The following is a 24168-nucleotide window of genomic DNA, read 5'->3' on the forward strand; positions in this document are numbered from 1 at the left end:
CTTTTCGGACGGTGTGGACGGTGACCACAGTGACGTCAGACGGCGGCCTTCTTCAGGCGGCGGCGCTCACGCTCGGACAGGCCGCCCCAGATGCCGAACCGCTCGTCGTTGGCGAGCGCGTACTCGAGGCACTCGGAGCGGACCTCGCAGGCGAGGCAGACCTTCTTGGCCTCGCGGGTGGAGCCGCCCTTCTCGGGAAAGAAGGACTCGGGGTCGGTCTGGGCGCACAGCGCGCGCTCCTGCCAGCCGAGTTCCTCGTCCGCGTCGTCGACCAGCAGTTGCTGCACCAGCTCGGTCATGTGCGCCCCTCGTCTGTCTTTCGCGTCCCCGTGATGTAGCCGTTACCGAATCCGGCTGAACGACACGAGTGAAATTACAAGTGTGCCGATCCGGGCCAGTCAAGCCGAGATCTGCTATTGGGCCCCTTATTCACTCTGCGGAACCAAGGCTATGCGGAAAGTGTTCAAATCGGCATAAACCCTGACAGCCTGTGGGGGCCCAGGTGGCCCTGTCACCCCTCACCGAGAAGGACGCCCAGCAGTTCGATCTCGTTCCGACACGCGCGCCGAAGCGAACCGGATCACATTCGGATCACGAGATCGCAACGACGTCCACGCGCCCGGCGGTGCGCCATGTGTCCCCCCGACTGCACTGAACAAACCTTTCCTCTGCAGGATGAACCGGATGAGGTGAAACAGCTCCCACATGGCGGACGTCAAGTTGACAGGGAAAGGTGTGAACCGATGTGCTAGTGGGCATGCTCGCGAACTCGGCACTCACCCAGACCCGCACCGCCGGGTCCCACGGTGCTGCCCGCGCTCGCTGTAGCTGTTGCTGTTCCGGCTGTTGAGCCTTCCCCCGCGCTCCGGCCGCTCCCGGGTCCACACGGCCCGGCCGTAGTTCCCTCCGCCCGCACCAGGGCTCGCGCCATGCCCGTGACCCGGGCGGACGACACGCGACACCCCACCCCCCGCACTCTCCCGCCGAGGAACCACTGCATCCATGAACAGCGACAGCGACCTGCAGATCGCCGGCGACATCCTGGAAGTACCGCACCTGCTTCAGCCGCCGCGCGAGCACCCCGTCACCGTGGCCGAGTTCGCCGGGCTCGCCCGCTCCGTCGCCGCCGACCGCTCCCGGTGGGAGCACCTGGTCCGGTACGACGCGACCTCCCGCTGGTACCACCGGCTGCAGACCGGACCCGGCTACGAGGTGTGGCTGCTGTCCTGGGTGCCCGGGCAGGGCAGCGGGCTGCACGACCACGGGCGCTCGTCGGGCGTACTGACCGTCCTGCACGGCGCACTCACGGAGCGCACGGAGCGCGGCACGCGCGCACTGCGCACGGGGGCGCAGCGCGTGTTCGCGCCCGGCTACGTACACGAAGTGGTGAACGACGCACTGGAACCGGCGGTCAGCCTGCACGTCTACTTCCCCGGGCTGACGGAGATGCCGATGCACACCAGGGCGTGCGCGGCGGAGCGCGGCACGGTGGACACGGTCACGGCCTGAGAGCCCCGGAAGAAGAGGAGCCCCGGACAGAAGGGGAGCCCGCCGGCGGCGGGTCGGGACCGGCCGCGTGCCGGGCGGCGTCGCGGGTGTCACCGCCGGGTCACGCGTTGTCCTAGGCGCCTGCAAGACTGCACCCATGCGCATTGTGGTTCTGGCAGGCGGCATCGGCGGTGCCCGGTTTCTGCGGGGTCTGAAGCGGGCCGCGCCCGACGCGGAGATCACCGTCATCGGCAACACCGGCGACGACATCCACCTCTTCGGGCTGAAGGTCTGCCCGGACCTCGACACGGTGATGTACACGCTCGGCGGCGGCATCAACGAGGAACAGGGCTGGGGCCGGGCCGACGAGACCTTCCACCTCAAGGAGGAACTCGCGGCGTACGGCGTCGGACCGGAGTGGTTCGGGCTGGGCGACCGCGACTTCGCCACACACATCGTGCGGACCCAGATGCTGGGCGCGGGCTACCCGCTGAGCGCGGTGACGGAGGCCCTGTGCGACCGCTGGAAGCCGGGGGTCCGGCTCATCCCCATGTCGGACGACCGCGTCGAGACCCATGTCGCCGTCACCCTGCCCGACAGCGGCTCCGGCGCGGGCCCGGGCGAGCGCAAGGCGATCCACTTCCAGGAGTACTGGGTGCGGCTGCGCGCCTCCGTCCCGGCCGAGGCGGTCGTGCCGGTCGGCGCCGAGCAGGCGAAGCCCGCACCGGGTGTCCTGGAGGCGATCGCCGAGGCGGACGTGATCCTCTTCCCGCCGTCCAACCCCGTCGTCTCCATCGGCACGATCCTCGCGGTCCCCGGCATCCGGGAGGCCATCGCGGACGCCGGGGTCCCGGTGGTGGGCCTGTCCCCCATCATCGGTGACGCTCCCGTGCGCGGGATGGCCGACAAGGTGCTCGCGGCGGTCGGCGTGGAGTCCACGGCCGCGGCGGTGGCCGAGCACTACGGCTCGGGGCTGCTGGACGGCTGGCTCGTCGACACGGTGGACGCGGCCGCCGTGGAGCGCGTGGAGGCCGCCGGCATCCGCTGCCGCGCGGTACCGCTGATGATGACGGACCTGGAGGCGACGGCGCTGATGGCCCGGGAGGCCCTCGCGCTGGCGGAGGAGGTGCGGGGGGTTTGAGCGGCGGGCTTTCCATGGATGCCGGGGCCGGCGGCGGGGCTCCCGTGGCGGCGCCCGCCTACCGGGTCTGGGCGCTTGCGGGGCTGCCGGAGATCCGTGAGGGCGACGACCTCGCCAAGGTGATCGCCGCGGCCGAGCCGGGGCTCGTCGACGGCGACGTCCTGCTCGTCACCTCCAAGATCGTCTCGAAGGCGGAGGGACGTGTCGTCCGGGCGGACGACCGCGAGGCCGCCATCGACGCCGAGACCGTGCGGGTCGTGGCCCGGCGCGGTCCGCTCAGGATCGTGGAGAACCGGCAGGGCCTGGTGATGGCCGCCGCCGGTGTCGACGCCTCCAACACCCCCGCGGGCACGGTGCTGTTGCTGCCCGAGGACCCCGACGCGTCCGCGCGCGCCATCCGCGAGGGGCTGCGGGACACGCTCGGCGTGGAGGTCGGCGTGATCGTCACGGACACCTTCGGGCGGCCCTGGCGCACCGGGCTCACCGACGTCGCCATCGGGGCGGCGGGCGTACGGGTCCTCGACGACCTGCGCGGCGGCACGGACGCGCACGGCAACCCGTTGAGCGCGACCGTCGTCGCCACCGCCGACGAGCTGGCGGCCGCGGGCGACCTGGTCAAGGGCAAGGCCGCCGGGCTGCCCGTCGCGGTGGTCCGCGGGCTGCCGCACGTGGTGACCGGCGACCACGGCGACGGCGCGCGGGCGATGGTGCGCGGTGCGCGCGACGACATGTTCCGGCTGGGCACGTCCGAGGCGGTACGGGAGGCGGTGACCCAGCGGCGTACGGTGCGCGCGTTCACCGACGAGCCCGTCGACCCCGGTGCCGTACGCCGTGCGGTGGCCGCCGCCGTGACGGCTCCTGCGCCGCACCACACCACGCCGTGGCGGTTCGTGCTGCTGGAGTCCGAGGAGTCGCGGACGCGGCTGCTCGACGCGATGCGGGACGCGTGGATCGCGGACCTGCGACGGGACGGGAAGACCGAGGAGTCCATCGCCAAGCGCGTCCGGCGCGGGGACGTGCTGCGCAACGCGCCGTATCTCGTCGTGCCGTGCATGGTCATGGACGGTTCCCACACCTACGGCGACGCGCGCCGGGACGCGGCCGAGCGGGAGATGTTCGTGGTCGCGACGGGCGCGGGCGTGCAGAACCTCCTCGTCGCGCTCGCCGGGGAGCGGCTGGGCTCGGCGTGGGTGTCCTCGACGATGTTCTGCCGGGACGTCGTCCGCGAGGTGCTGGAACTGCCGGAGAGCTGGGAGCCGATGGGCGCCGTGGCGGTGGGGCATCCGGCTGAGGAACCGAAGCCGCGGCCGGAGCGGGATGCGGGGGCGTTCATCGAGGTGCGGTGAGCCGGGGAGCGCCGCCGCAAGGCGCATGGAGCCGGGCACGCGCCTCTACCCTCGTAGGACGACACCCAGAACACCACGACACCCATCACCAGGACCTCATCCGTGGCCGGACGATTCGCTCCCCGCCCCACCCCCACGACCGCGCGTGGTGGGCATGTCGTCGTGCCCGCGGGCGTTCCGCGGCCGGCCGCCGCACCCGGACGGCGGCGGACCTGGACGCCGCCCGGGCCACTGGACCTGGGCCTGGTGCTCGGGCCGCTGCGGCGCGGGCCCGCCGATCCCACCTTCCGGGCGACGCCCGACGGATCGGTGTGGCGGGCCAGCCGTACGCCGCTCGGTCCGGGCACGCTGCGGGTCGCGCTCCGGGGCGGGGTCGCCGAGGCGGAGGCCTGGGGGCCCGGGGCGGAGTGGCTGCTGCACCAACTGCCGGAATTGCTCGGCGCGTTGGACGATCCCGACGCCTTCGAGCCACGGCACCGACTGGTCGCGCTGGCACGGCACCGCCGGCCGGGACTGCGGCTCACCCGGACCGGCCTGGTACTGGAGTCGCTGATTCCGTCAATCCTGGAGCAGAAGGTCACGACGGACGAGGCGTACCGGGCCTGGCGGCTGCTCGTACGGAAGTTCGGGGAACCGGCGCCGGGACCCGCGCCGGGTCGGATGCATGTGATGCCGGCGCCGCGGACGTGGGCGCTCATTCCGTCCTGGGAGTGGCATCGGGCCGGGGTCGACAACAAGCGGGCGTCGACGATCCTGCGGGCCGTGCGGGTCGCCGCCCGGCTGGAGCAGGCGGTGGGGATGGAGCCGGCCGAGGCGCAGACGCGGCTCGAGATGGTGCCCGGGATCGGCCCGTGGACCTCGGCGGAGACCGTGCAGCGCAGTCACGGGGCGGCGGACTCGGTGACCGTGGGGGACCTGCATCTGCCCGGGATCGTCGGATACGCGCTGGCCGGGGACCGGGACGCGGACGACTCCGTGATGCTGTCGCTGCTTCAGCTGTACGCCGGCCAGCGGCACCGGGCGGCACGGCTGATCCTGTTGAGCGGGTGTGCGCCGCCGCGGCGCGCCCCGCGGATGCGGCGGGGCGACATCGGGCGGTTGTAGCGCGACGCCGGGTGCCCACGTGAGACAGGGCACCCGGCGTCGCCGAAAGGCGCTACTGCTGGTCCGAGGAGAAGCGCACCGCGCCCGCCGGGATCCGCGCGTCGCACCAGACCCGTACTCCTTCTCGGAGTTCGTTGTCCGCGCCGACCACCGCGCCGTCACCGATGACCGCGCCCGTGACGATCGAGCGCTCGCCGATGCGGGACCGGGCGCCGATCAGGGAGTCGGTGATGACCGCCCCGGGCTCCACGACGGCGCCGGAGAGCACCGTGCTGCCCGAGATCCGGGCGCCCTCTCCGACGAACGCGCCCTCGCCCACCACCGTGCCGTCCGTCAGCTTCGCGTCCGACGCGACCGAGGCCGTCGGCAGGACCAGGCGGTCGCCGCAGCGGCCGGGCACGGCCGGGGACGGCGCCCGCCCGAGGACCAGGTCCGCCGAGCCGCGCACGAAGGCCGCCGGGGTGCCCAGGTCCAGCCAGTACGTGGAGTCGACCATGCCCTGCAGATGGGCTCCCGCCGCCAGCAGGTCCGGGAACGTCTCGCGTTCCACCGACACCGGGCGGCCCACGGGAATCGTGTCGATCACCGAGCGGCGGAAGACGTACGCGCCGGCGTTGATCTGGTCGGTGACGATCTCCTCGGGGGTCTGCGGCTTCTCCAGGAACGCCGTCACCCGGCCCGTCTCGTCGGTCGGGACCAGGCCGAACGCCCTCGGGTCCGTGACCTTCGTCAGGTGCAGCGACACGTCCGCGCCCGTCGACTGGTGGGTGTGGACCAGGGCGCTGATGTCGAGGCCCGTGAGAATGTCCCCGTTGAAGACCAGTACCGGGTCTTCGGGACCGGACTGGAGGCGGCTTGCCACGTTGCGGATGGCGCCGCCCGTGCCGAGGGGCTCCTCCTCCGTGACGTACTCGAGGCGGAGGCCGAGGGACGAGCCGTCACCGAAGTACGGCTCGAAGACCTCTGCCAGATAGGAGGTGGCGAGCACGATGTGCTCCACGCCCGCCGCCTTCGCCCGCGCCAGCTGGTGTGTGAGGAACGGGACCCCGGCCGCCGGAACCATCGGCTTGGGGGTGTTCACCGTGAGCGGGCGAAGTCGGGTGCCTCTACCGCCGACCAGGAGGATCGCTTCTGTCACCTGTCGTCTCTGCTTCCTGCCGGGACCGGCCAAACTGTGAATCGGCCGACCAGTGTATGCAGACCGTGTTGCGAGGACCGCAAGGGGCGTTATGAGGACCGTGAGAGAGGTCCCCCTCGGGCACCTTCGTCATGCGACGGCCTCCGTCCTCAGCGGCCCTGCAGGCGGGCCGCGGTGGAGCGGATTGTGGCGAGTTTGCCGTAGAGCTGCGCACCAGGACAGTCCGTTGCGTACCCGTCGCGATGGCCGGAGAGCACATTCAGTCGCGCCTTCTGACCCTTTGGGTACAGATTGCCACCCCCGGACACCAGGTATGTCGTGCCGCGCGGATCCATGCCGTACAGACCGAGTTTCCACGCGGCCAGTGCGCCCACGCCGTCCAGCGTCTGGGCCGGCGGCTTGGTGCTGCCGGAGTAGGTGCCGATGACGGCGATGCCCGTGCTGTCGCTGTTGAACCCGAGGGTGTGGGCGCCGAGCACGGGCTGGTCGATGCCTCCGGCGCGGCCCTCGTAGACGGTCCCGCACTTGTCGACGAGGAAGTTGTAGCCGATGTCCCGCCAGCCGTTACTCACCACGTGGTAGCGGTAGATACTGCGGATGACGGAAGGCGCCTGGGCGCAGGTGTAGTTGTTGCCCGACGCCGTGTGGTGCACGAACGCCACCTTCACGCTGCCGGTGTAGACGAAGCCCGCCTCGCGCAGGGTCTCGTCGGCGCCCCAGCCGCTGCGGGTGACGATTTTCGGGCGCGGGGCGGTGTGGGTGGCCTCCTTCGCGGGGCCGGCGGTCTCCGCGGGGCTCGCGGTCTCCTTTGCCGGGTTTGCGGTCCCCTGTACAGGATTCGCAGTACCCTTCGTCGGGTTCGGGGTCTGCTTGGCGGGGTTCGGGGTCTCCTTCGCGGGGTTCGCCGTCCCCTGCGCAGGGTCGACGGTCTCCTCCGCCGTGTCCGGCGGTTCCTTCACCGTCCCCTGCGGTCCCCGCGTTTCCCTTGCCCCCTGCGGCTCCTGCCCCTCGCGGGACGGTGACGGGGCCGGGCTGTCATCCAGGGACGCGCGACCGGCGTCCCGGCCGAACGCGTTGGAGCCCGCGCCGGCCGCGGTGTCGGGTGCGCCCCCGTTCGACGGTTCCGGCGCGGCGGCGTGGGCGGTGGGGCCGGGGGCGCCCGCCTTCGAATCCACGCCGGGGTCGACCAGTTCGACACGGAGTCCGTTGGGGAGCGCCGGTGATCGTGTCGTTCCGGTGTCGTCCCCCTCGGCGCTCACCCGTACCGCCACCGCGTCCGAGTCACCGACCCACAGCGGCGCGGTCGCCCCGCGCGCCTTGCTGGACCGCCCCTCTGCGGTGCCGGGGTCGGGGCCGTGGCCGCGGTGGTGCGTCTCGAGCTCCTGCCACTCGGACCACTGGTGCGTCCCGCTCGCGCGGGTACGGACCTCGACGTGACCGTGGAGTTCGATGCCCGGGTCGTCCCAGACGACGCCGACGAGGGAGAAGGAGCGCACCGCCTGCGGGGTCAGACCCGCTTCGACCACCGCCCCGGCGGCACGGGTGAAGGGCACGAGGGGGAGGGACTGGGTACTGCCGGGGACGGCTGCCGAAGCCGACGGACCCCGCACACCCGTTCCGGCCACCGCGGCCGGGATCGCGAGCGGGAGGGTCAGTACCGCCGCGCAGGTGGCGCCGATCGAGGAAGCAAGATATCCACGCATGCACACGATCTTGAACATAGTCAGACATATATGTCCATTTGGAATCTGACGACCCGTCGACCACACTCGGCCGATCCGGTGGCGCCCGACACCCCGCCACCGACGCGCGCACGCCCGCCCCCGCGTACTCTTGCGCCGTGAACGCCACCGATCGCACCCCCGCCGACCTGCTGCGATCCGCGCTCGCCGCGGACCCCGCGCGCCCCCTGGTGACCTTCTACGACGACGCCACGGGCGAACGCGTCGAACTCTCCGTGGCCACCTTCGCCAATTGGGTGGCCAAGACCGCCAACCTCCTTCAGGGTGACCTCGCCGCCGAGCCCGGCGACCGGGTCGCGCTGCTGCTGCCCGCGCACTGGCAGACGGCGGTGTGGCTGCTCGCCTGCTCGTCCGTGGGCGTCCTCGCGGACGTCGGCGGCGATCCGGCCGCCGCCGACCTCGTGGTCAGCGGTCCCGACACACTGGATTCGGCGCGCGCCTGTTCCGGGGAGCGCGTGGCCCTCGCCCTGCGCCCCCTCGGCGGCCGCTTCCCGCAGGCCCCGGACGGCTTCGTCGACTACGCCGTCGAAGTGCCGAGCCAGGGCGACCGCTTCCAGCCGTACGCCCCCGTCGACCCGGACGAGCCGGCGCTGATCGTCGCCGGGGCCGAGTACACGGCGGCGGAGGTCGTGGAGCGGGCCCGGGCGGAGGCGCTGCCCCTCGGGCTGACGGGGCCCGGGGCACGGTTGCTGTCGGGGTTGCCGTACGACACGTGGGCGGGGTTGAGCGCCGGGTTGTACGCGCCCTTGGCCGCGGGGGGCTCGGTCGTGTTGTGCCGGCATCTCGAGCGGCTGGGAGAGGAAGGGCTGGCCAAGCGGATCGAGAGCGAGAAGGTGACGGCGACGGCTGTCAGCTGATCAGCGCCGTGCGGCTCCCGCTCGTTGTTCGACCGCGGGTCCCTCGCGGCTGATGACGCCACGCCGAGGAGCCGCACGATTGTCCCAGCCCCGCGCCCCTATAGAGGCGCGGTCGGCGTCCATCCGGACCAGTATCGGACGCCCCGCAACCCGGCCCCGGGCCATGGTCGTAACAGCAGCTCACGCTCATACGACGCAAGGCGGTGGACCCGGCAGTGAGAGCACGTCATCGACGGTGGCGCTGGGTGCGATGGTGTGCGGTCGGACTGGCCGCGCTCCTGCTGAGTGCCGCCGGGGCCGGGTGGGTCGCGTACGAGAAGCTGGACTCGAACATCACCGCGGACGAGGCCGCCGCCGCCGAGCTCGCCCGGTACGAGAAGGAGCGGCCCACTTCGCTCGTGGCCGGCGCGCGGAACATCCTGCTCATCGGGTCCGACTCGCGTGCGGGCGCCGGTAACGGCCGGTACGGACGGGATTCCGGGACTGAGCGGTCCGACACCACGATCCTGCTGCACCTCGCGGCCGACCGGCGCAGTGCCACCGCCGTCTCCCTGCCCCGTGACCTCATGGTGAACGTGCCGAGCTGCGGCCGGCCGGACGGCAGCCGCAGCGAGGCGCAGTTCACCATGTTCAACCACGCCTTCGCGACCGGGGGTTCGGCCTGCACGATCCGTACCGTCGAGAAGCTGACGAACATCCGGATCGACCACCACATGGTCGTCGACTTCAACGGCTTCAAGAAGATGATCGACGCGCTCGGCGGCGTCCAGGTGTGTCTGAGGCAGCCGATCGACGACACGGCCGCCAGGCTCAGACTGCCCGCGGGCAAGGTGACGCTCGACGGCGAGCAGGCGCTCGGCTACGTACGGGCCCGCAAGAGCCTCGGCGACGGCAGCGACACCGAGCGGATGGAGCGCCAGCAGCGTTTCCTCGGCGCGCTGGTGGCCAAGGTGCGCAGCAACGGCGTCCTGCTCAACCCGGTGAAGCTCTATCCCGTGCTGGACGCGGCCACCTCGGCCCTCACCACGGACCCGGGTCTGGCGAGTCTGCGCGGACTCTATGCACTCGTGCGCGGGCTCGGGAACCTCTCCGCCGAACATGTGCGGTTCCTGACGGCCCCGCGCACCCCGTACCCGGGCGACCTCAATCGTGACCAACTCGTGCAGCCGGAGGCGGACAGACTCTTCGGGCGCCTGCGCGCGGACCAGCCGGTCGAGGTCACCAAGGAAGTTCCGGGTAATTCAGCCGCAAAAACGAGCAATACGTCGCCCGGTTCCGGACCCGGATCGCGGGGGAAGACACCCCCTGGACCCACACCCACTTTCACCGGCAACACGGCCGCCCAGGACGCCTGCGGGTAAAGCCCACCCCATGACGGGGAACGCGTGAGCTAAGAAGTGTCTGAGAAATAGGACGGATTGCCCGGTTGTAGGGAAGTGGAATTTGTCACCGCCGTCGCTCGAGGCTGAACTGGGCGGATAGTGTGAGCGATCCGGTGCCACGCCCCGAGGTCCGTCCCGGGCACACGCACTGGCTGAAGAGACCCGAGCGCCTTTAGGGGGAAGGCGCCGCGTGGCCCCGACGGAGGATTCGGACAACCGTGGACGCGCAAGGCCGTGGGCGGGCGGACAACATCGACCCCGCAGACCAGTGGGTACTCAACCCGAACACCGGCGAATACGAACTGCGACTGGCCGCTCCCGGAGCGCAGTCGTCAGTGCCGAGACCGCGCAGGGGGACCCCCGCCGGCAGCGCGCAGGGGGGCACCCGCACGGCACCCGGCCGCGGGGAACCGGCCCCTGACGTCCTCCCCGGTCAGCGCCGTCGCCGGGGGGCGCCACCCGAGCCGCCGGGGCGCCGCCGGGGCCGTACCAAGCCCAAGAAGGGCAGAGCGAAGAAGATACTGTTGTGGACCGGCGGCAGCATGGCGTTCGTGCTCGTCGCGGTCACGGCGGCCGGTTACTTCTACCTGCAGCACCTCGAGGGCAACGTCTCGACGACGGACGTGGGTGACGCCGCGAAGAACGGCTTCAGCAAGGACGAGGCCTTCAACATCCTGATCATCGGTACCGACAAGCGCACCGGTAAGGGCAACGAGGGCTACGGCGACGCGGGCAGCGTCGGCCACGCCGACACCAACATCCTGCTGCACGTCTCCAAGGACCGGACGAACGCGACCGCGCTGAGCATCCCCCGCGACCTGATCGTCAACGTCCCGGACTGCCCGACCAAGCAGCCCGACGGCACCACCAAGGTCATCCCCGGCACGCAGAACGTCCGCTTCAACACGAGCCTCGGGCAGGACGGCCGCGACCCGGGCTGCACCATGCGCACGGTGAAGGAGATCACCGGAGGCATAGAGCCCGACCACTTCATGATGCTCGACTTCAACGCGGTGAAGACGCTGACGACGGCGGTGGGCGGCGTCGACGTGTGTCTCAAGCACGCGGTCAACGACCCGAAGTCGCACCTCAAGCTGCCCGCCGGTCCGTCCAAGATCGAGGGCGAGCAGGCCCTCGCGTTCGTGCGCACGCGGCACGCCTGGGGCAACCAGGGCGACCTGGACCGGATCAAGGTGCAGCAGCAGTTCATGGCGTCGCTGATGCGCAAGATGGCCTCGAGCGACACGCTGACCAACCCGTCGAAGCTGCTCGACCTCGCCGAGGCCGCCACCAAGGCGCTGACCGTCGACACGGGCCTGCACAAGGTGAGCACGCTCAAGGACGTGGCCCTGGAGCTCAAGAAGGTGCCGACGAAGAACATCACCTTCCTGACCGTGCCGGTGGTCGACAATCCCGCGGACGGCCCGGTGCACAAGACGGTCATCGTGGACCCGAACATGGCTCCCGAGGTCTTCGACGCGATCAAGAACGACGTGTCCTTCACCACGGTGAAGAAGAAGGAGAAGGCGGCGAAGACTGCCGCGAGCGACCCCCTCAAGGGCTCCCGCTCCGCCGCCTCCGACGTCCGCGTCGACATCTACAACGGCGGCGCCCCCGCCGGCAGCGCACAGGCGACTCTGAGCTGGCTGCAGAACGACGAGGGCGTGACCAAGTCCAGCCAGCTCGGCAACGCGGGCAAGACGCTCAGCAAGACGACGCTCGAGTACTCTCCCGACCAGGCCGACCAGGCGCGGAAGCTGGCGGACATCATGGGCTTGCCCGCTTCGGCGCTGAAGCCGGGCAAGAGCGAGAAGAACGACCAGGGGCTGCCCGCCATCGTGTTGACCCTCGGACAGGACTTCCAGGGCCCGGGCACACCGCTCACCGCTCCGACCAAGGCACCGGACGTCCCCAACAGGTCCACAGCGGACAAGGTTCAGTGCGCCAGTTGAGCGCACCGCGCCACCTTACGGGCCTGTCGTGCGTCTAACAGGACGCCTGACAGGCCCGTCAGGTGTCGCAAGGGTGGGGAGGATGGGTAGTTGACGCAGTACGGTCTGCGCGGGGAAGCATCTGCGGTCGAAGAGGCCAGGTCCCTCTCACCTCGGGGACGGCACACGACGGACGACCATGGCTCGAGCGGGGGGCGAGGGCCCGGCAACGGCGGACACAGCGGCGGCAGCAGACGCCGCAGAAGACGTGCGCTGCGGTGGTCGGCGACCGTTCTCTCGGTCGTGATACTCGGCACGGCCGGCGTCGGATACCTCTACTACCAGCACCTGAACGGCAACATCCGCAAGGGTGAGCGCAGCAGCGGCGACTCCAAGGCACAGAAGACCCAGCCGAACGCGGCCGGCCAGACGCCGGTGAACATCCTGCTGATCGGTTCCGACAGCCGTAACTCCGACGCGAACGTGGCGCTCGGCGGCAGCAGGGACAACCGTGGCAACCCGCCGCTGGCCGACGTGGAGATGCTCATCCACCTGTCCGCCGACCGCAAGAGCGCCGCCGTGGTGAGCATCCCGCGCGACACCCGGGTCGAGATCCCCAAGTGCACGGATCCGGCGACCGGCCACGAGTACCCGCCGACCAACGCCATCATCAACGAGTCGCTGGCCCGCGGCGGCCCCGGCTGCACGCTGGCCACCTGGCAGAACCTGACCAAGGTCTACATCGACCACTGGATGATGATCGACTTCGCGGGCGTGGTGAAGATGGCGGACGCCATCGGCGGCGTCGACGTCTGCGTGAACCAGAACGTGTGGGACCGCCCACTGCCCAAGGCACCCGGTGGTTCCGGCCTGAAGATGACGGCGGGCACGAAGAAGGTCACGGGCAAGCAGGCCCTGCAGTGGCTGCGCACCCGGCACGCCTGGGGCAGTGACCTGCTGCGGGCCAGGGCTCAGCACATGTACATGAACTCGATGATCCGCACGCTGAAGAGCCAGAACGTCTTCACCGACACCGGCCGGCTGATGAACCTGGCCGAGGCGGCCACGAAGTCTCTGCAGGTCTCCGAGGAGATCGGCTCGGTCAGGAAGCTGTACGACCTGGCCATGCAGCTCAAGACGGTCCCGACGAACCGCATCACCATGACCACGATGCCCAACGTCGCCGACCCGCAGAACGACGACCACGTGGTCCCCGACGGTGCCAACGCGGACAAGATCTGGGAGATGATCCGCGACGACGTGCCGTTCGACGACAAGGGCACGACGCCGGCGCCGAAGAAGACGGCGAGCACGAGCCAGGCGAGCAAGGCTCCCTCGGCCACGGTCGCGGCCGACCGGTTGGGCGTGGTGGTACAGAACGCCACCAGGACGTCCACGCAGGCCCCGGTGCCCCGGCGGGCGCGCGACATCAGCCAGGTGCTCGTGGGGAAGGGCTTCAGCAGGGCGGTGTTCGACTCCACCGCGGGACTGTCCGAGAACCAGACGGTCGTGCGCTACCCGAGCGCGGACCTGGAGGGTGACGCCCGGAGCGTCGCCACGGCACTGGGCATTCCCATGAGTGCCGTGAAGAAGTCGACCGACGTGTCGGGCGTCACGGTCATCGTGGGCTCCGACTGGCGTACCGGCACGAGCTACCCGAAGCAGTCCACACCGAAGCCCGGGGACCTCCCCAGCAACTCCGACGCCATCAACGGCTCGGACACCGGCCAGTGCATGGACGTGTACGCGCCCTACCGGTGGTGAACGACCGGAGCCGGTCCGAGGGGCCGGCTCCGGTGACGAGTCGAGGGGCTCACCGTGCTTCACGGTGAGCCCCACAGCTCGTGCATCAGCCCCGGGAACGCTGGGTTTCCGGGGCTGATGCGTGTCTGCCGGCGGCTCCCGGCAATCAGACCGGTCAGGCCTGGCTGACCACTGCCGGCCGCCGGGACGCGATGACCCTCCTCGCCAGGGACCTGGGGCTCGTCAGGAAGCCCCAGCCCCACGACATGTGCATCGTGGCGAGGGCGACGGGGATCTGCAGACGCGCCTTCAGCGGCAGGCCCCTGCCCGCCGGGATCGAGCCCAGAGCGATCGCCGCGAGATAGCCGCCGGGGATCACGAAGCCCCACGGGGTGATCACGGCGCCCACGACGACGCCCGCAGCGATCGCGCACACGGCGGCCGGCGGGGCGAGGTAGCGCAGGTTGATGGAGCCCTCGTGGTAGCGGGCGACTACATGGCGCCAGCGGCCGTAGTCCTTGTACTGCTTGGCGAGCGCGCGCACCGACGGCCGCGGCCGGTAGGACACCTTCAGCTCCGGTGAGAACCAGATCAGGCCGCCCGCCTCGCGGATGCGGAAGTTCAGCTCCCAGTCCTGGGCCCTGATGAACTCCTCGTTGTAGCCGCCCTGCTGCTCGAGGGCCTCCCGGCGGAAGACGCCGAGGTAGACCGTCTCCGCGGGGCCCGCCTCGCCGCCGGTGTGGAAGGCGGCGTTCCCGACCCCGATCTTCGAGGTCATGGCGGCGGCGACCGCGTGCTCCCAGTCGTTCTCGCCCTCGGCGTGCATGATGCCGCCGACGTTCTGCGCGCCGGTCTCCTCAAGGAGGCGTACGGCGGTCGCGATGTAGTTCGGCGAGAGCATGCCGTGGCCGTCGACGCGGACCACGATCGGGTGCCGGGAAGCCTTGATCGCGGCGTTGAGCGCGGCGGGCGTGCGGCCGGTCGGGTTCGGGACCGTGTGCACGCGGGGGTCCTCCCGGACCAGCTCGGCGGCGATCTCGTCCGTGCGGTCCGTGGACGGGCCGAGCGCGATCACGACTTCCATCTCGCCGCCGTACTCCTGCGCGAGGATCGCTCGGACGGCTCCGCGCAGATGCCGCTCCTCGTTGAGCACGGGCATGATCACGGACACGGCAGGCAGTTGCACGTCGGGCTTGGCGTTCATAGGAGCCTCACGTTACCGCGAACGGGGGACACCGGTGCGCGCCACCCGGGCGCCGCCGAAGGCAGAAGATCACGGGGGCCTACGGTGCTCGCGGACCCATGCCCAGCCCCGCGGAGGTCTCCCCCGTGCCCACGCCCACCCGCTCGCCCGCGCGCCGCGAGCCGGTCCGCCGCTCCCCCGCCAGGCGGCCGCCCGTCCGGTCGCGGAAGCGCGGCTGGCCCGTGCGGATGACCACAACCCTGTCGGTGGTGGTCCTGGTCGCGGCGGGCCTCGGGCACGCGGTGATCACCAGCCTCGACGGCGGGATCTCCCGCATCGACCCTTTCAGGGACATGAAGAACCGTCCCGCGGCGGGGAACGGCATGAACGTCCTGCTGGTCGGCACCGACGGGCGCGACAGGATCACGGAGAGGGAGCGGCGGGCGTTCCACCTGGGCGGGGAGCCCTGCCACTGCACCGACACGGTCATGATCGTGCACATCTCGGCGGACCGGGAGCGGGCGACCGTGGTCAGCCTCCCGCGCGACTCCTACGCGGAGGTGCCGGAGCACACCGACGAGGCGACAGGGCAACGGCGCGCCACCCATCCGGTCCGGCTGAACGCGGCGTACGCGGAAGGCGGGCCGAACCTGACCGTGCGGACGGTCGAGGACATGACCCATCTGAAGATCGACCACTACCTGGAGGTCGACTTCATCAGCTTCATGAAGACGGTGGACGCCCTCGGCGGGGTACGGGTGTGCACCACGCAACCGCTGAAGGACTCCTTCACCGGGCTCGATCTGGCCGCGGGCACGCATGTGCTGAGCGGCGGGCAGGCGTTGCAGTACGTGCGGTCCCGGCATGTGGACGGGGCGTCCGACCTGGGGCGGATGCAGCGGCAGCAGAGGTTCCTGGCGGCGCTGATCGACCGGGCGACGTCGTCGGGTGTGCTGCTGAACCCGATGAAGCTCCGGGAGGTGGCACAGGCGGCGCTCGGGGCGATGCGGGCGGATCAGGGGTTCGGGGCGGACCAGTTGCTGGACCTGGGGCGGGCGATGCGCAACTTCTCGCCGCGGTCGTCGGAGTTCACGACCGTTCCGATCGGGCGGATGGAGTACGAGGTCAAGGGGCTGGGGTCGACGGTGAAGTGGGACGACGCGAAGGCGAAGGCGTTGTTCGACTCACTGCGGGAGGACCGGCCGCTCGCTCCTCGGGAGCCGCGGCCGAAGGGGCAGGCGCAACCGGAGGCTCCTGCCCGGGGGACCGCGGCGGCGGAGGTGGAGGTGCCTCCGCAGCAGATCCAGGTGCGGGTGGAGAACGGCACGCCGACGGAGGGGCTCGGCAGGCGGGCGGACGACGGGCTCGCGGCCGCCGGGTTCCGGACGACGCGGCAGCCGGCGAACGCGCCGGAGCGCGGAGTGCGGCGCACGGTCGTGATCTACGACCCGCGCTGGGACCGCTCGGCGAAGGTCCTGGAGGCGGCGTTGCCGGGGAGCGAGCTGCGGGCGGTGCCGGGGCAGGGCGCGACGCTGCGGGTGATCGTGGGGGCGGACTTCAAGGAGGTGCGGCCGGTGAGGGTGCGGACGCCGGGACCGAAGGCTTCGCCGACGCCGCAGCAGGCGGTGGTGACCGGGGATCAGGTGGTGTGCCCGGCGTAGGGGGCGCCGGGCGTGGAAACGGAACTACCGTGCGTCAGTCCTCGAAACCCTCCGCCGCCCTCTTCTCCCTCAGCTCCTTGATCGCTCGGCGGCGGGCCAGGCGGTGGGTGCGGCGGATCTGGGCCTCCTGGTAGCGGCGCCTGTCCCGGTCCGTCTCCGGGATCACCGGCGGGACCCGGCGGGGCTTGCCGTCTGCGTCGACCGCGGCGAAGACCAGGTACGCGGAGCCGACCTGGGTGGGCGGGGTGGACTCGTTCCAGCGTTCGGCCAGGACCCGTACGCCGACCTCCATCGACGTCCGGCCCGTCCAGTTGACCTGCGCCTTCACATGGACCAGGTCGCCGACCCGGACGGGCTCCAGGAACACCATCTCGTCCATCGACGCCGTCACCGCCGGTCCGCCGCTGTGCCGGCCGGCCACCGCGCCCGCCGCGTCGTCGACGAGTTTCATGATCACGCCGCCGTGCACCGTGCCCAGCAGGTTGGTGTCGTTGTGGGTCATGATGTGGCTGAGCGTGGTCCGGGAGGCGGAGGTGGGCTTCCCGGGGAGTGCAGCCTCTGTTTCGCCCAGAATTTCTGATTCCGTGGCGGGGGCCTGGTCTGTCATGGCCTCCACCTTATGCCGCGCCACGATCCGGAGACTTTGTGTCGGCTTCGCAACAGCCCTGACCCTGTTTTTCCTCGGCTCTTGTACGGCCCACGGCCCGACCCTGCACACTGGGGCGCATGAACGATTGGCCCGAGGGATGGTCCGACGACAGCCGCGGCAACCGCTACGGACGCGGCAGCACCAGCGCTCAGCCCGAGGGCGCGCGCGTGATGCGGCAGGTCCGGCGCACGCCCGGCGGACCGGGCGGCCCCCAGGCCGCGCCGCCGTACGGCGGGGTGCCGCAGCAGCCGACGTACGACGACCAGGGGTACGGCGGCTACGACAACGGCTATGACAGCGGTTACAACACCGGTCACGTCTACGGCAGCCCGGCCGGCAGACCCCACGGACCGGGCGGCGGCGGACCCGGCGGGGCGCGCACCGCGCCCAACTGGCGCCGCCGGATCAAGTGGACCGCGATCACGCTGGTCACCGCCTTCGCGGTGACCTCGGTCGCCACCTACTTCTGGGCCGACTCCAAGCTCCACCGCGACGTCGACCTCTCCAAGGTCATCGACCGGCCCGCGACGGGCAAGGGCACCAACTACCTGATCGTCGGCTCCGACAGCCGCGCCGGCATGTCGGACGCGGACAAGAAGAAGCTGCACACCGGGTCCGCCGAGGGCAAGCGCACGGACACCATGATGATCCTGCACGTCGGCGACAACGGCGACACGCTGATCTCGCTGCCGCGCGACTCGGACGTGGAGATACCCACGTACAAGGGCTCCACGTCCGGCAAGGTCTACCAGGGCACCGGACGCCATGTGAAGCTGAATGCGGCCTACGCGGAGGACGGCCCGGAACTGCTGGTCCGCACGATCGAGTACAACACCGGGCTGCGCATCGACCACTACGCGGAGATCGGCTTCGACGGCTTCGCGAACATCGTGGACGCGGTCGGCGGTGTCACGATCACGATCGACAAGGGCTTCAAGGACAAGTACTCGGGCGCCGACTTCAAGGCGGGCACGCAGAAACTGAACGGCGAGCAGGCCCTCGCCTTCGTCCGCACCCGGCACGCCTTCGCGCAGAGCGACCTGCAGCGCACCAAGAACCAGCAGAAGTTCCTGGCCGCGCTCGCCCACCAGGTCGCGACCCCGTCGACGGTCCTCAACCCGTTCAAGCTCTACCCGACGATGGGCTCCGGCCTGGACGCGCTGACCGTGGACAAGGACATGTCCCTGTGGGACCTGGCCTCCATGTTCTGGGCGATGAAGGGCGTCAACGGCGGCGACGGCAAGTCCATGAACATGCCGATCTCCGGCTCGACCGGCGGCAACCTGCTGTGGGACAAGGCCAAGGTCAAGACGCTGGTCGACGAGCTGAAGAACGACCAGACGGTGACGGTCTCCGGCAACTAGCCCGTCACGCGGCGACCAGGCCGTCGCGGCGGCGTGCAGCACCGCGCGGGAGGACTGGCGCCCTTCCCCACCGCCCCGGCCGAGCGGGCCGGGGCGTGTCAGGACCCGTCCGGCTGGCACCGCGGGCACCACACCGTCCCGCGCCCCGCGACCCGCGAACGACGCAAGGTCTCGCCGCAGCGCGGGCAGACCGGGTACGGGTCGTCGCGGTGGCCGGTGAGCCAGGAGTCGCGCGGGGGCACGCAGCCCGCGGCGACCGCGGAGCGCAGGGTGCGGCGCATGTGTGTGTACAGGCGCCGGAGTTCTGCCTGGGTGAGATCGCTCGCCCGGCGGGTGGGACGAAGCCCGGCGCGCCACAGGATCTCGTCGGCGAGCAGGTTGCCCAGTCCGGCCAGGACGGACTGGTCCATGAGGACGCTCTTGACACGGCCGCGGCGGGAGGAGAGCGCGGCCTCGAACTCCTTGCCGTCCACCGCCATGGCGTCGGGGCCCTGGCGGCCCAGCAACCGGGCGACGTCGCAGTCGTCTTCGGCCAGCCAGAGCCCTTGGAGCTTGCGCTGGTCGCGGTAGCGGAGCTGGCGGTCGCCGCCCACGGTGAACAGGACGCGGTCGTGGGCCTGGACCGCATCGTCGGGGTGACCGCAGACCAGCCGGCCCGTCATGCCGAAGTGCAGCAGGAGCGTGGGACCGTCGCCGGTGGAGGCGAGCAGCCACTTCCCGTGCCGCTGCGGCTCGGTGAACCGCCGGCCTTCCAGCGCGTCGCGCAGCCGCCGCACGCTCACCCCGCGCAGGACGCCTGCGTCGCGCACGTCGACGCGTTGAACGACCCGGCCCTTCGCGCAGGACTCGAGCACCTTCCGGAACCCCTCGACGTCTGGCAGCTCAGGCATGAGGAACGCCCTTCAGCCGGCCGATGCCCGGCGCGCCCTGGGGGCGGCCGCGTATGAGATGCGTCGCCCCCTTCCCTGACATCTCCTTCATTCCCCGTCGGCTTCATTCCCCGTCGGCGCCGTCCGGTCCCCACCGGCCACCTGGACGCCTCCCGGCCTGGCCACCCCATGCGAACGGCCCCCGGAGATGCCGGGGGCCGAGGTGTTTCCGCAGACGAAGGCGGTTCCCGCTAGGGAAGGTTCCTGGCCATCACGATCCGCTGGACCTGGTTCGTGCCTTCGTAAATCTGGGTGATCTTCGCGTCGCGCATCATGCGCTCGACCGGGTAGTCCCGGGTGTAGCCGTAGCCGCCGAGCAGCTGGACGGCGTCCGTGGTGACCTCCATGGCCACGTCCGAGGCGAAGCACTTGGCGGCCGCGCCCTGGAAGGTGAGGTCCGAGTCGCCGCGCTCGGACTTGGCGGCGGCCGCGTAGGTCAGCTGGCGGGCGGCCTCGATCTTCATCGCCATGTCGGCGAGCATGAACTGGATGCCCTGGAAGTCGGCGATCGGCTTGCCGAACTGCTTGCGCTCCTTGACGTAGTTCTTGGCGTAGTCGAAGGCGCCCTGCGCGACACCGAGGGCCTGGGCGGCGATGGTGATGCGGGTGTGGTCGAGGGTCTTCATCGCCGTGGCGAAGCCGGTGCCCTCCTCGCCGATCATGCGGTCGGCGGGGATGCGGACGTTGTCGAAGTAGACCTCGCGGGTGGGCGAGCCCTTGATGCCGAGCTTCTTCTCCGGGGCGCCGAAGGACACGCCCGGGTCCGACTTCTCGACGACGAAGGCGGATATGCCCTTGGAGCGCTTCTCCGGGTCGGTCACCGCCATGACCGTGTAGTACTCGGAGACGCCCGCGTTGGTGATCCAGCGCTTGACGCCGTTGAGCACCCAGTGGTCGCCGTCGCGCACGGCCCGCGTCTTCATGCCGGCCGCGTCCGAGCCCGCCTCCGGCTCGGAGAGGCAGTACGAGAACATCGCGTCACCCTTGGCCAGCGGCGCGAGGTACTTCTTCTTCAGCTCCTCGGAGCCGGAGAGGATCACCGGCAGCGAGCCGAGCTTGTTCACGGCCGGGATGAGGGAGGAGGACACGCAGACGCGGGCCACCTCCTCGATCACGATGACGGTGGCGAGCGCGTCCGCGCCCGCGCCGCCGTACTCCTCCGGTACGTGCACCGCGTGCAGGTCGTTGGCGACCAGGGCCTCGAGCGCCTCCTGCGGGAAGCGGGCCTCCTCGTCCACCGCCGCGGCGTGCGGCGCGATCTTCGCCTCGGCCAGCGAGCGGATGGCGTCACGGAGCATGTCGTGCTCCTCGGACGGGCGGTACAGGTCGAAGTCAGCCGATCCGGCCAAGGTCTCTCACGCTCCAGAAGAAACAGTGTCGGTGACGCTAATTACCGTTAAGTAACTGGAATTTTAGGGGCCCGCCCACGGGACGGGTACGTGAGCTTGGCGACAGCTGGGAAATTGCCCCGCGAAGGGCCCGGCTATGCTCGGGCACCGATTCACCGCCCTACCCGTTCTGGAGCACCCATGAGCCTCAAGATCACCGTGATCGGCACCGGCTATCTCGGCGCGACGCACGCCGCGGCCATGGCCGAGCTGGGCTTCGAGGTGCTGGGGCTGGACGTCGCACCCGAGAAGATCGAGAGGCTCGAGCGGGGCGAGGCCCCGATGTACGAGCCCGGTCTGGAGGAGTTGCTGCGCAAGCACGTCGCGGGGATCGAGGGCTCCAGCGGGCGGCTGCGCTTCACGATGGACTGGGCCGAGCTGGCCGAGTTCGGTGACGTCCACTTCCTGTGTGTCAACACCCCTCAGAAGCACGGCGAGTACGCCTGCGACATGTCGTACGTCGACGCCGCGATCGCCTCCCTCGCGCCGCATCTGAAGGGCCCCGCGCTCGTCGTCGGCAAGTCGACCGTGCCCGTCGGCTCCGCGGACCGCCTCGCCACGTACCTCGCCGAGCACGCGCCCGCAGGCGGGGACGCCGAACTGGCCTGGAACCCGGAGTTCCTGCGCGAGGGCTTCGCCGTTCAGGACACGCTGCACCCGGACCGGATCGTGGTCGGCGTGCGCAGCGAGCGCGCCGAGAAGCTGCTGCGCGAGGTGTACGCGACGCCGGTCGCCGAGGGCACGCCGTTCGTGGTGACCGACTTCCCGACCGCCGAGCTGGTGAAGACCGCCGCGAACTCCTTCCTCGCCACCAAGATCTCCTTCATCAACGCGATGGCGGAGGTGTGCGAGGCCGCGGGCGGCGATGTGGTCAAGCTGGCGGAGGCCATCGGCTACGACGACCGGATCGGCAAGAAGTTCCTGCGGGCGGGCATCGGCTTCGGCGGCGGTTGTCTGCCGAAGGACATCCGGGCCTTCATGGCGCGCGCCGGCGAGCTGGGCGCCGACCAGGCGCTGACCTTCCTGCGCGAGATCGACTCCATCAACATGCGCCGGCGTGGCCAGATGGTGGAGATGGCGCGGGAGGCGCTGGGCGGCGGTTCGTTCCTCGGCAAGCGGGTCGCGGTGCTGGGCGCCACCTTCAAGCCGGACTCCGACGACGTCCGTGACTCGCCCGCGCTGAACGTCGCCGGGCAGATCCACCTCCAGGGCGGCCAGGTCACGGTCTACGACCCCAAGGGCATGGACAACGCCCGACGGCTCTTCCCGACGCTGGGTTACGCCGATGCGGCGCTGGAGGCGGTGCGGGGCGCCGATGTCGTCCTGCACCTCACCGAGTGGCGTGAGTTCCGCGAGCTGGACCCGGCGGAGCTGGGCGAGGCGGTGGCGTCCCGCATCGTCCTCGACGGCCGCAACGCGCTCGACCCGGAGGTCTGGCGCCGGGCCGGGTGGACGTACCGGGCGATGGGCCGCCCCACCGCGTAGACGGACGGGTGACGCCGGTCCGGCCGAGGCTCAGTCGGCCGGACCGGCGTCCTGTTGCATTCTGCACCACCGGGTCACCGTCCGACCGGTGAACTCCCTGTGGATCACGCCTCCTTCGCCCGGTACCGCCGCATCTTCGCGCGCGCCCCGCAGACCGACATCGAGCACCAGCGGCCGCGTCCGGCCGGACTGCGGTCGTAGTACGCCCAGTGGCAGGTCACGGCCTCACAGGCCTTCAGACGGTCCCAGGTGCCCGCTGTCAGCGCCTCCGCGACGGCGACCGCCACGCGCGCGTGCAGGGAGTCCTCGTCGGCGGGGGTCAGTCGGGCCGAGCCGTCCCGCTCGTCGACGGCCACATACAGCGGGGCCCGCGCCAGCAGCCGGGTCAGCGGGGTCACCTCGCGGTGCGGCGGGTGGCCCGCGTGGGCGAGCAGCGCGGCCCGCAACGACTCGCGCAGTTCGCGGGCGCGCGGCAGCTCGTCCTCGGTGAGAGCGAAACGGGCCCGGCCCTCCACGGTGTCCAGCGAGTCTGTCCCCGACTCGATGTCCAGCGTGTTCACCAGGGCCTGGACGAGTTCCAGGCCTCCGGGCGCGGGCGATCTCTCACTCATGCCCGCGACGTTACCTCCAGCACGCACTGATGCGGTAACCGTGGCCGGTCGGCGTGTACCTCTTGCGCTGTCACCTCACGACCGGGAGCATGAGCACGCGGCAGCTGTTACCTGTTAGGCGCTTCTATCGGTAACAGGGCTCTGTCAGTAACTGCGATCTGGAGGAGGAAGTCATGGCTCTCGCCAAGCTCGGCCCCGTCGTCCTGGACTGCCCGGACCCCGGCGCGCTCGCCGCCTTCTACGCCGAGGTGCTCGGCGGCAGCGTCGAGGGCGAGGGGGACTGGGTGGACCTGCGGGTGCCCGGTGGGCAGGCGCTGGCCTTCCAGGCGGCGCCCGGATTCGTACCGCCGAAGTGGCCCGCGCCCGACCACTCGCAGCAGTTCCACCTGGACCTGGTGGTGGAGGACCTGGACGCGGCGGAGAAGGGGGTGCTGGAGCTGGGCGCGAAGCCGCTCGACGCGGAGGACCGCTCGCGCAGCTTCCGCGTTTACGCGGACCCGGCCGGGCACCCGTTCTGTCTCTGCGCCTGCTGACGCCGAAGGAGGCCCCTCATGCCCGCTGTGGCACGTTTCCGCAACGTGGTGATCGACTGTCCGGACCCGCGCGCGCTCGCCGAGTTCTACGCGCGCGTGGGCGGCGGCACACCCAAGGCCGAGGACGAGGAGTGGGTCGTGCTGCGGATCCCCGACGGGCCGCGGATCGGCTTCCAGCGGGTGGAGGGATACACCCCGCCGGAATGGCCGCGCGCGGACCGCAACCCGCAGCAGTTCCACCTCGACTTCGACGCGGGTTCCACCTGGGAGGAGGTGGACGCGGCGCACGAGAAGGTGCTGGCACTGGGCGCACGGCCGCTGGACGTGGAGGACCGGGAGAAGAAGGACTTCATGGTGTACGCCGACCCGGCGGGACACCCCTTCTGCCTGTGCCGGATCGAGCACACCTGAACCGGCTGGGTCCTGTCCGGCCCCGCAGTCGACAGCGGGGCCGTACAGGTGGCTACTCGGGCGCGTACGCGGGTCCCCGCAG

21 protein-coding genes are annotated in these 24168 nt (G+C 70.9%); 13 read left to right on the forward strand and 8 right to left on the reverse strand.

The window, feature by feature from the left end:
- Positions 1–35 precede the first annotated feature (35 nt).
- Complete coding sequence (locus ACIRC0_RS36880) at positions 36–299, reverse strand: WhiB family transcriptional regulator (protein WP_003975777.1); 264 nt, start codon at positions 297–299, stop codon at positions 36–38.
- Between the two features lie 703 nt (positions 300–1002).
- On the opposite strand from ACIRC0_RS36880, the gene ACIRC0_RS36885 reads away from it, so the two are divergent.
- The 4 genes from ACIRC0_RS36885 (at position 1003) to ACIRC0_RS36900 (ending at position 5079) form a co-directional block, all read left to right on the forward strand.
- Positions 1003–1509, forward strand: a complete 507-nt coding sequence (locus ACIRC0_RS36885; protein ID WP_403625626.1) for a cysteine dioxygenase — start codon at positions 1003–1005, stop codon at positions 1507–1509.
- A 136-nt stretch (positions 1510–1645) separates the two neighbouring features.
- On the forward strand, positions 1646–2629 hold the full coding sequence (gene cofD, locus ACIRC0_RS36890) for a 2-phospho-L-lactate transferase (RefSeq protein ID WP_403625628.1): 984 nt from the start codon (positions 1646–1648) through the stop codon (positions 2627–2629).
- 14 nt (positions 2630–2643) lie between these two features.
- Entirely contained in the window at positions 2644–3975 is a 1332-nt protein-coding gene (locus ACIRC0_RS36895) for a coenzyme F420-0:L-glutamate ligase (RefSeq protein WP_403625708.1), read from the forward strand.
- A 102-nt stretch (positions 3976–4077) separates the two neighbouring features.
- The gene (locus ACIRC0_RS36900; RefSeq protein ID WP_403625631.1) at positions 4078–5079 is read left to right on the forward strand and encodes a DNA-3-methyladenine glycosylase family protein; all 1002 of its coding nucleotides are present in this window, start codon (positions 4078–4080) and stop codon (positions 5077–5079) included.
- Positions 5080–5131: 52 nt separating this feature from the next.
- Here ACIRC0_RS36900 and ACIRC0_RS36905 read toward each other — a convergent pair whose 3' ends face one another.
- On the reverse strand, positions 5132–6217 hold the full coding sequence (locus ACIRC0_RS36905; RefSeq protein WP_403625634.1) for a sugar phosphate nucleotidyltransferase: 1086 nt from the start codon (positions 6215–6217) through the stop codon (positions 5132–5134).
- A 149-nt stretch (positions 6218–6366) separates the two neighbouring features.
- Positions 6367–7920, reverse strand: coding sequence for an N-acetylmuramoyl-L-alanine amidase (locus tag ACIRC0_RS36910; RefSeq protein ID WP_403625637.1), 1554 nt, complete (start codon positions 7918–7920; stop codon positions 6367–6369).
- Between the two features lie 137 nt (positions 7921–8057).
- Here ACIRC0_RS36910 and ACIRC0_RS36915 point away from each other — a divergent pair, with 137 nt between their 5' ends.
- The 4 genes from ACIRC0_RS36915 (at position 8058) to ACIRC0_RS36930 (ending at position 13893) form a co-directional block, all read left to right on the forward strand.
- Positions 8058–8816, forward strand: a complete 759-nt coding sequence (locus ACIRC0_RS36915; protein ID WP_403625640.1) for a TIGR03089 family protein — start codon at positions 8058–8060, stop codon at positions 8814–8816.
- A gap of 245 nt (positions 8817–9061) precedes the next feature.
- Positions 9062–10177, forward strand: coding sequence for an LCP family protein (locus ACIRC0_RS36920; protein ID WP_403625643.1), 1116 nt, complete (start codon positions 9062–9064; stop codon positions 10175–10177).
- Between the two features lie 239 nt (positions 10178–10416).
- The gene (locus tag ACIRC0_RS36925) at positions 10417–12150 is read left to right on the forward strand and encodes an LCP family protein (RefSeq protein WP_403625646.1); all 1734 of its coding nucleotides are present in this window, start codon (positions 10417–10419) and stop codon (positions 12148–12150) included.
- A gap of 90 nt (positions 12151–12240) precedes the next feature.
- Positions 12241–13893, forward strand: coding sequence for an LCP family protein (locus ACIRC0_RS36930; RefSeq protein ID WP_403625649.1), 1653 nt, complete (start codon positions 12241–12243; stop codon positions 13891–13893).
- Between the two features lie 154 nt (positions 13894–14047).
- Here ACIRC0_RS36930 and ACIRC0_RS36935 read toward each other — a convergent pair whose 3' ends face one another.
- On the reverse strand, positions 14048–15076 hold the full coding sequence (locus ACIRC0_RS36935) for a glycosyltransferase family 2 protein (RefSeq protein ID WP_403625652.1): 1029 nt from the start codon (positions 15074–15076) through the stop codon (positions 14048–14050).
- A gap of 98 nt (positions 15077–15174) precedes the next feature.
- On the opposite strand from ACIRC0_RS36935, the gene ACIRC0_RS36940 reads away from it, so the two are divergent.
- Positions 15175–16716 (forward strand): LCP family protein, encoded by a 1542-nt coding sequence (locus ACIRC0_RS36940; protein WP_403625654.1) that lies wholly within the window; start codon positions 15175–15177, stop codon positions 16714–16716.
- Between the two features lie 34 nt (positions 16717–16750).
- Here the strand turns inward: ACIRC0_RS36940 and ACIRC0_RS36945 are convergent, their stop codons facing one another.
- The gene (locus ACIRC0_RS36945) at positions 16751–17323 is read right to left on the reverse strand and encodes an acyl-CoA thioesterase (RefSeq protein WP_403625657.1); all 573 of its coding nucleotides are present in this window, start codon (positions 17321–17323) and stop codon (positions 16751–16753) included.
- 119 nt (positions 17324–17442) lie between these two features.
- Here ACIRC0_RS36945 and ACIRC0_RS36950 point away from each other — a divergent pair, with 119 nt between their 5' ends.
- Complete coding sequence (locus tag ACIRC0_RS36950) at positions 17443–18729, forward strand: LCP family protein (RefSeq protein ID WP_403625660.1); 1287 nt, start codon at positions 17443–17445, stop codon at positions 18727–18729.
- A 98-nt stretch (positions 18730–18827) separates the two neighbouring features.
- Here the strand turns inward: ACIRC0_RS36950 and ACIRC0_RS36955 are convergent, their stop codons facing one another.
- Entirely contained in the window at positions 18828–19619 is a 792-nt protein-coding gene (locus ACIRC0_RS36955) for an Fpg/Nei family DNA glycosylase (protein ID WP_403625663.1), read from the reverse strand.
- 230 nt (positions 19620–19849) lie between these two features.
- Complete coding sequence (locus ACIRC0_RS36960; protein ID WP_263230282.1) at positions 19850–21007, reverse strand: acyl-CoA dehydrogenase; 1158 nt, start codon at positions 21005–21007, stop codon at positions 19850–19852.
- Between the two features lie 180 nt (positions 21008–21187).
- Here ACIRC0_RS36960 and ACIRC0_RS36965 point away from each other — a divergent pair, with 180 nt between their 5' ends.
- Positions 21188–22531: a UDP-glucose dehydrogenase family protein gene (locus ACIRC0_RS36965; protein ID WP_403625666.1), complete on the forward strand. Its 1344-nt coding sequence runs from the start codon at positions 21188–21190 to the stop codon at positions 22529–22531.
- A gap of 104 nt (positions 22532–22635) precedes the next feature.
- Here the strand turns inward: ACIRC0_RS36965 and ACIRC0_RS36970 are convergent, their stop codons facing one another.
- The gene (locus tag ACIRC0_RS36970) at positions 22636–23142 is read right to left on the reverse strand and encodes a CGNR zinc finger domain-containing protein (RefSeq protein WP_403625669.1); all 507 of its coding nucleotides are present in this window, start codon (positions 23140–23142) and stop codon (positions 22636–22638) included.
- A gap of 173 nt (positions 23143–23315) precedes the next feature.
- Here ACIRC0_RS36970 and ACIRC0_RS36975 point away from each other — a divergent pair, with 173 nt between their 5' ends.
- Both ACIRC0_RS36975 and ACIRC0_RS36980 read left to right on the forward strand, forming a co-directional pair.
- On the forward strand, positions 23316–23675 hold the full coding sequence (locus ACIRC0_RS36975; protein WP_366028300.1) for a VOC family protein: 360 nt from the start codon (positions 23316–23318) through the stop codon (positions 23673–23675).
- An 18-nt stretch (positions 23676–23693) separates the two neighbouring features.
- A complete protein-coding gene (locus ACIRC0_RS36980) occupies positions 23694–24086 on the forward strand; it encodes a VOC family protein (protein WP_403625672.1) in 393 nt (130 codons plus the stop codon).
- Positions 24087–24168 lie beyond the last annotated feature (82 nt).

Origin of the sequence: Streptomyces sp. NPDC093984 (assembly GCF_044764595.1) — a bacterium.
Lineage (GTDB): Bacteria > Actinomycetota > Actinomycetes > Streptomycetales > Streptomycetaceae > Streptomyces > Streptomyces cynarae.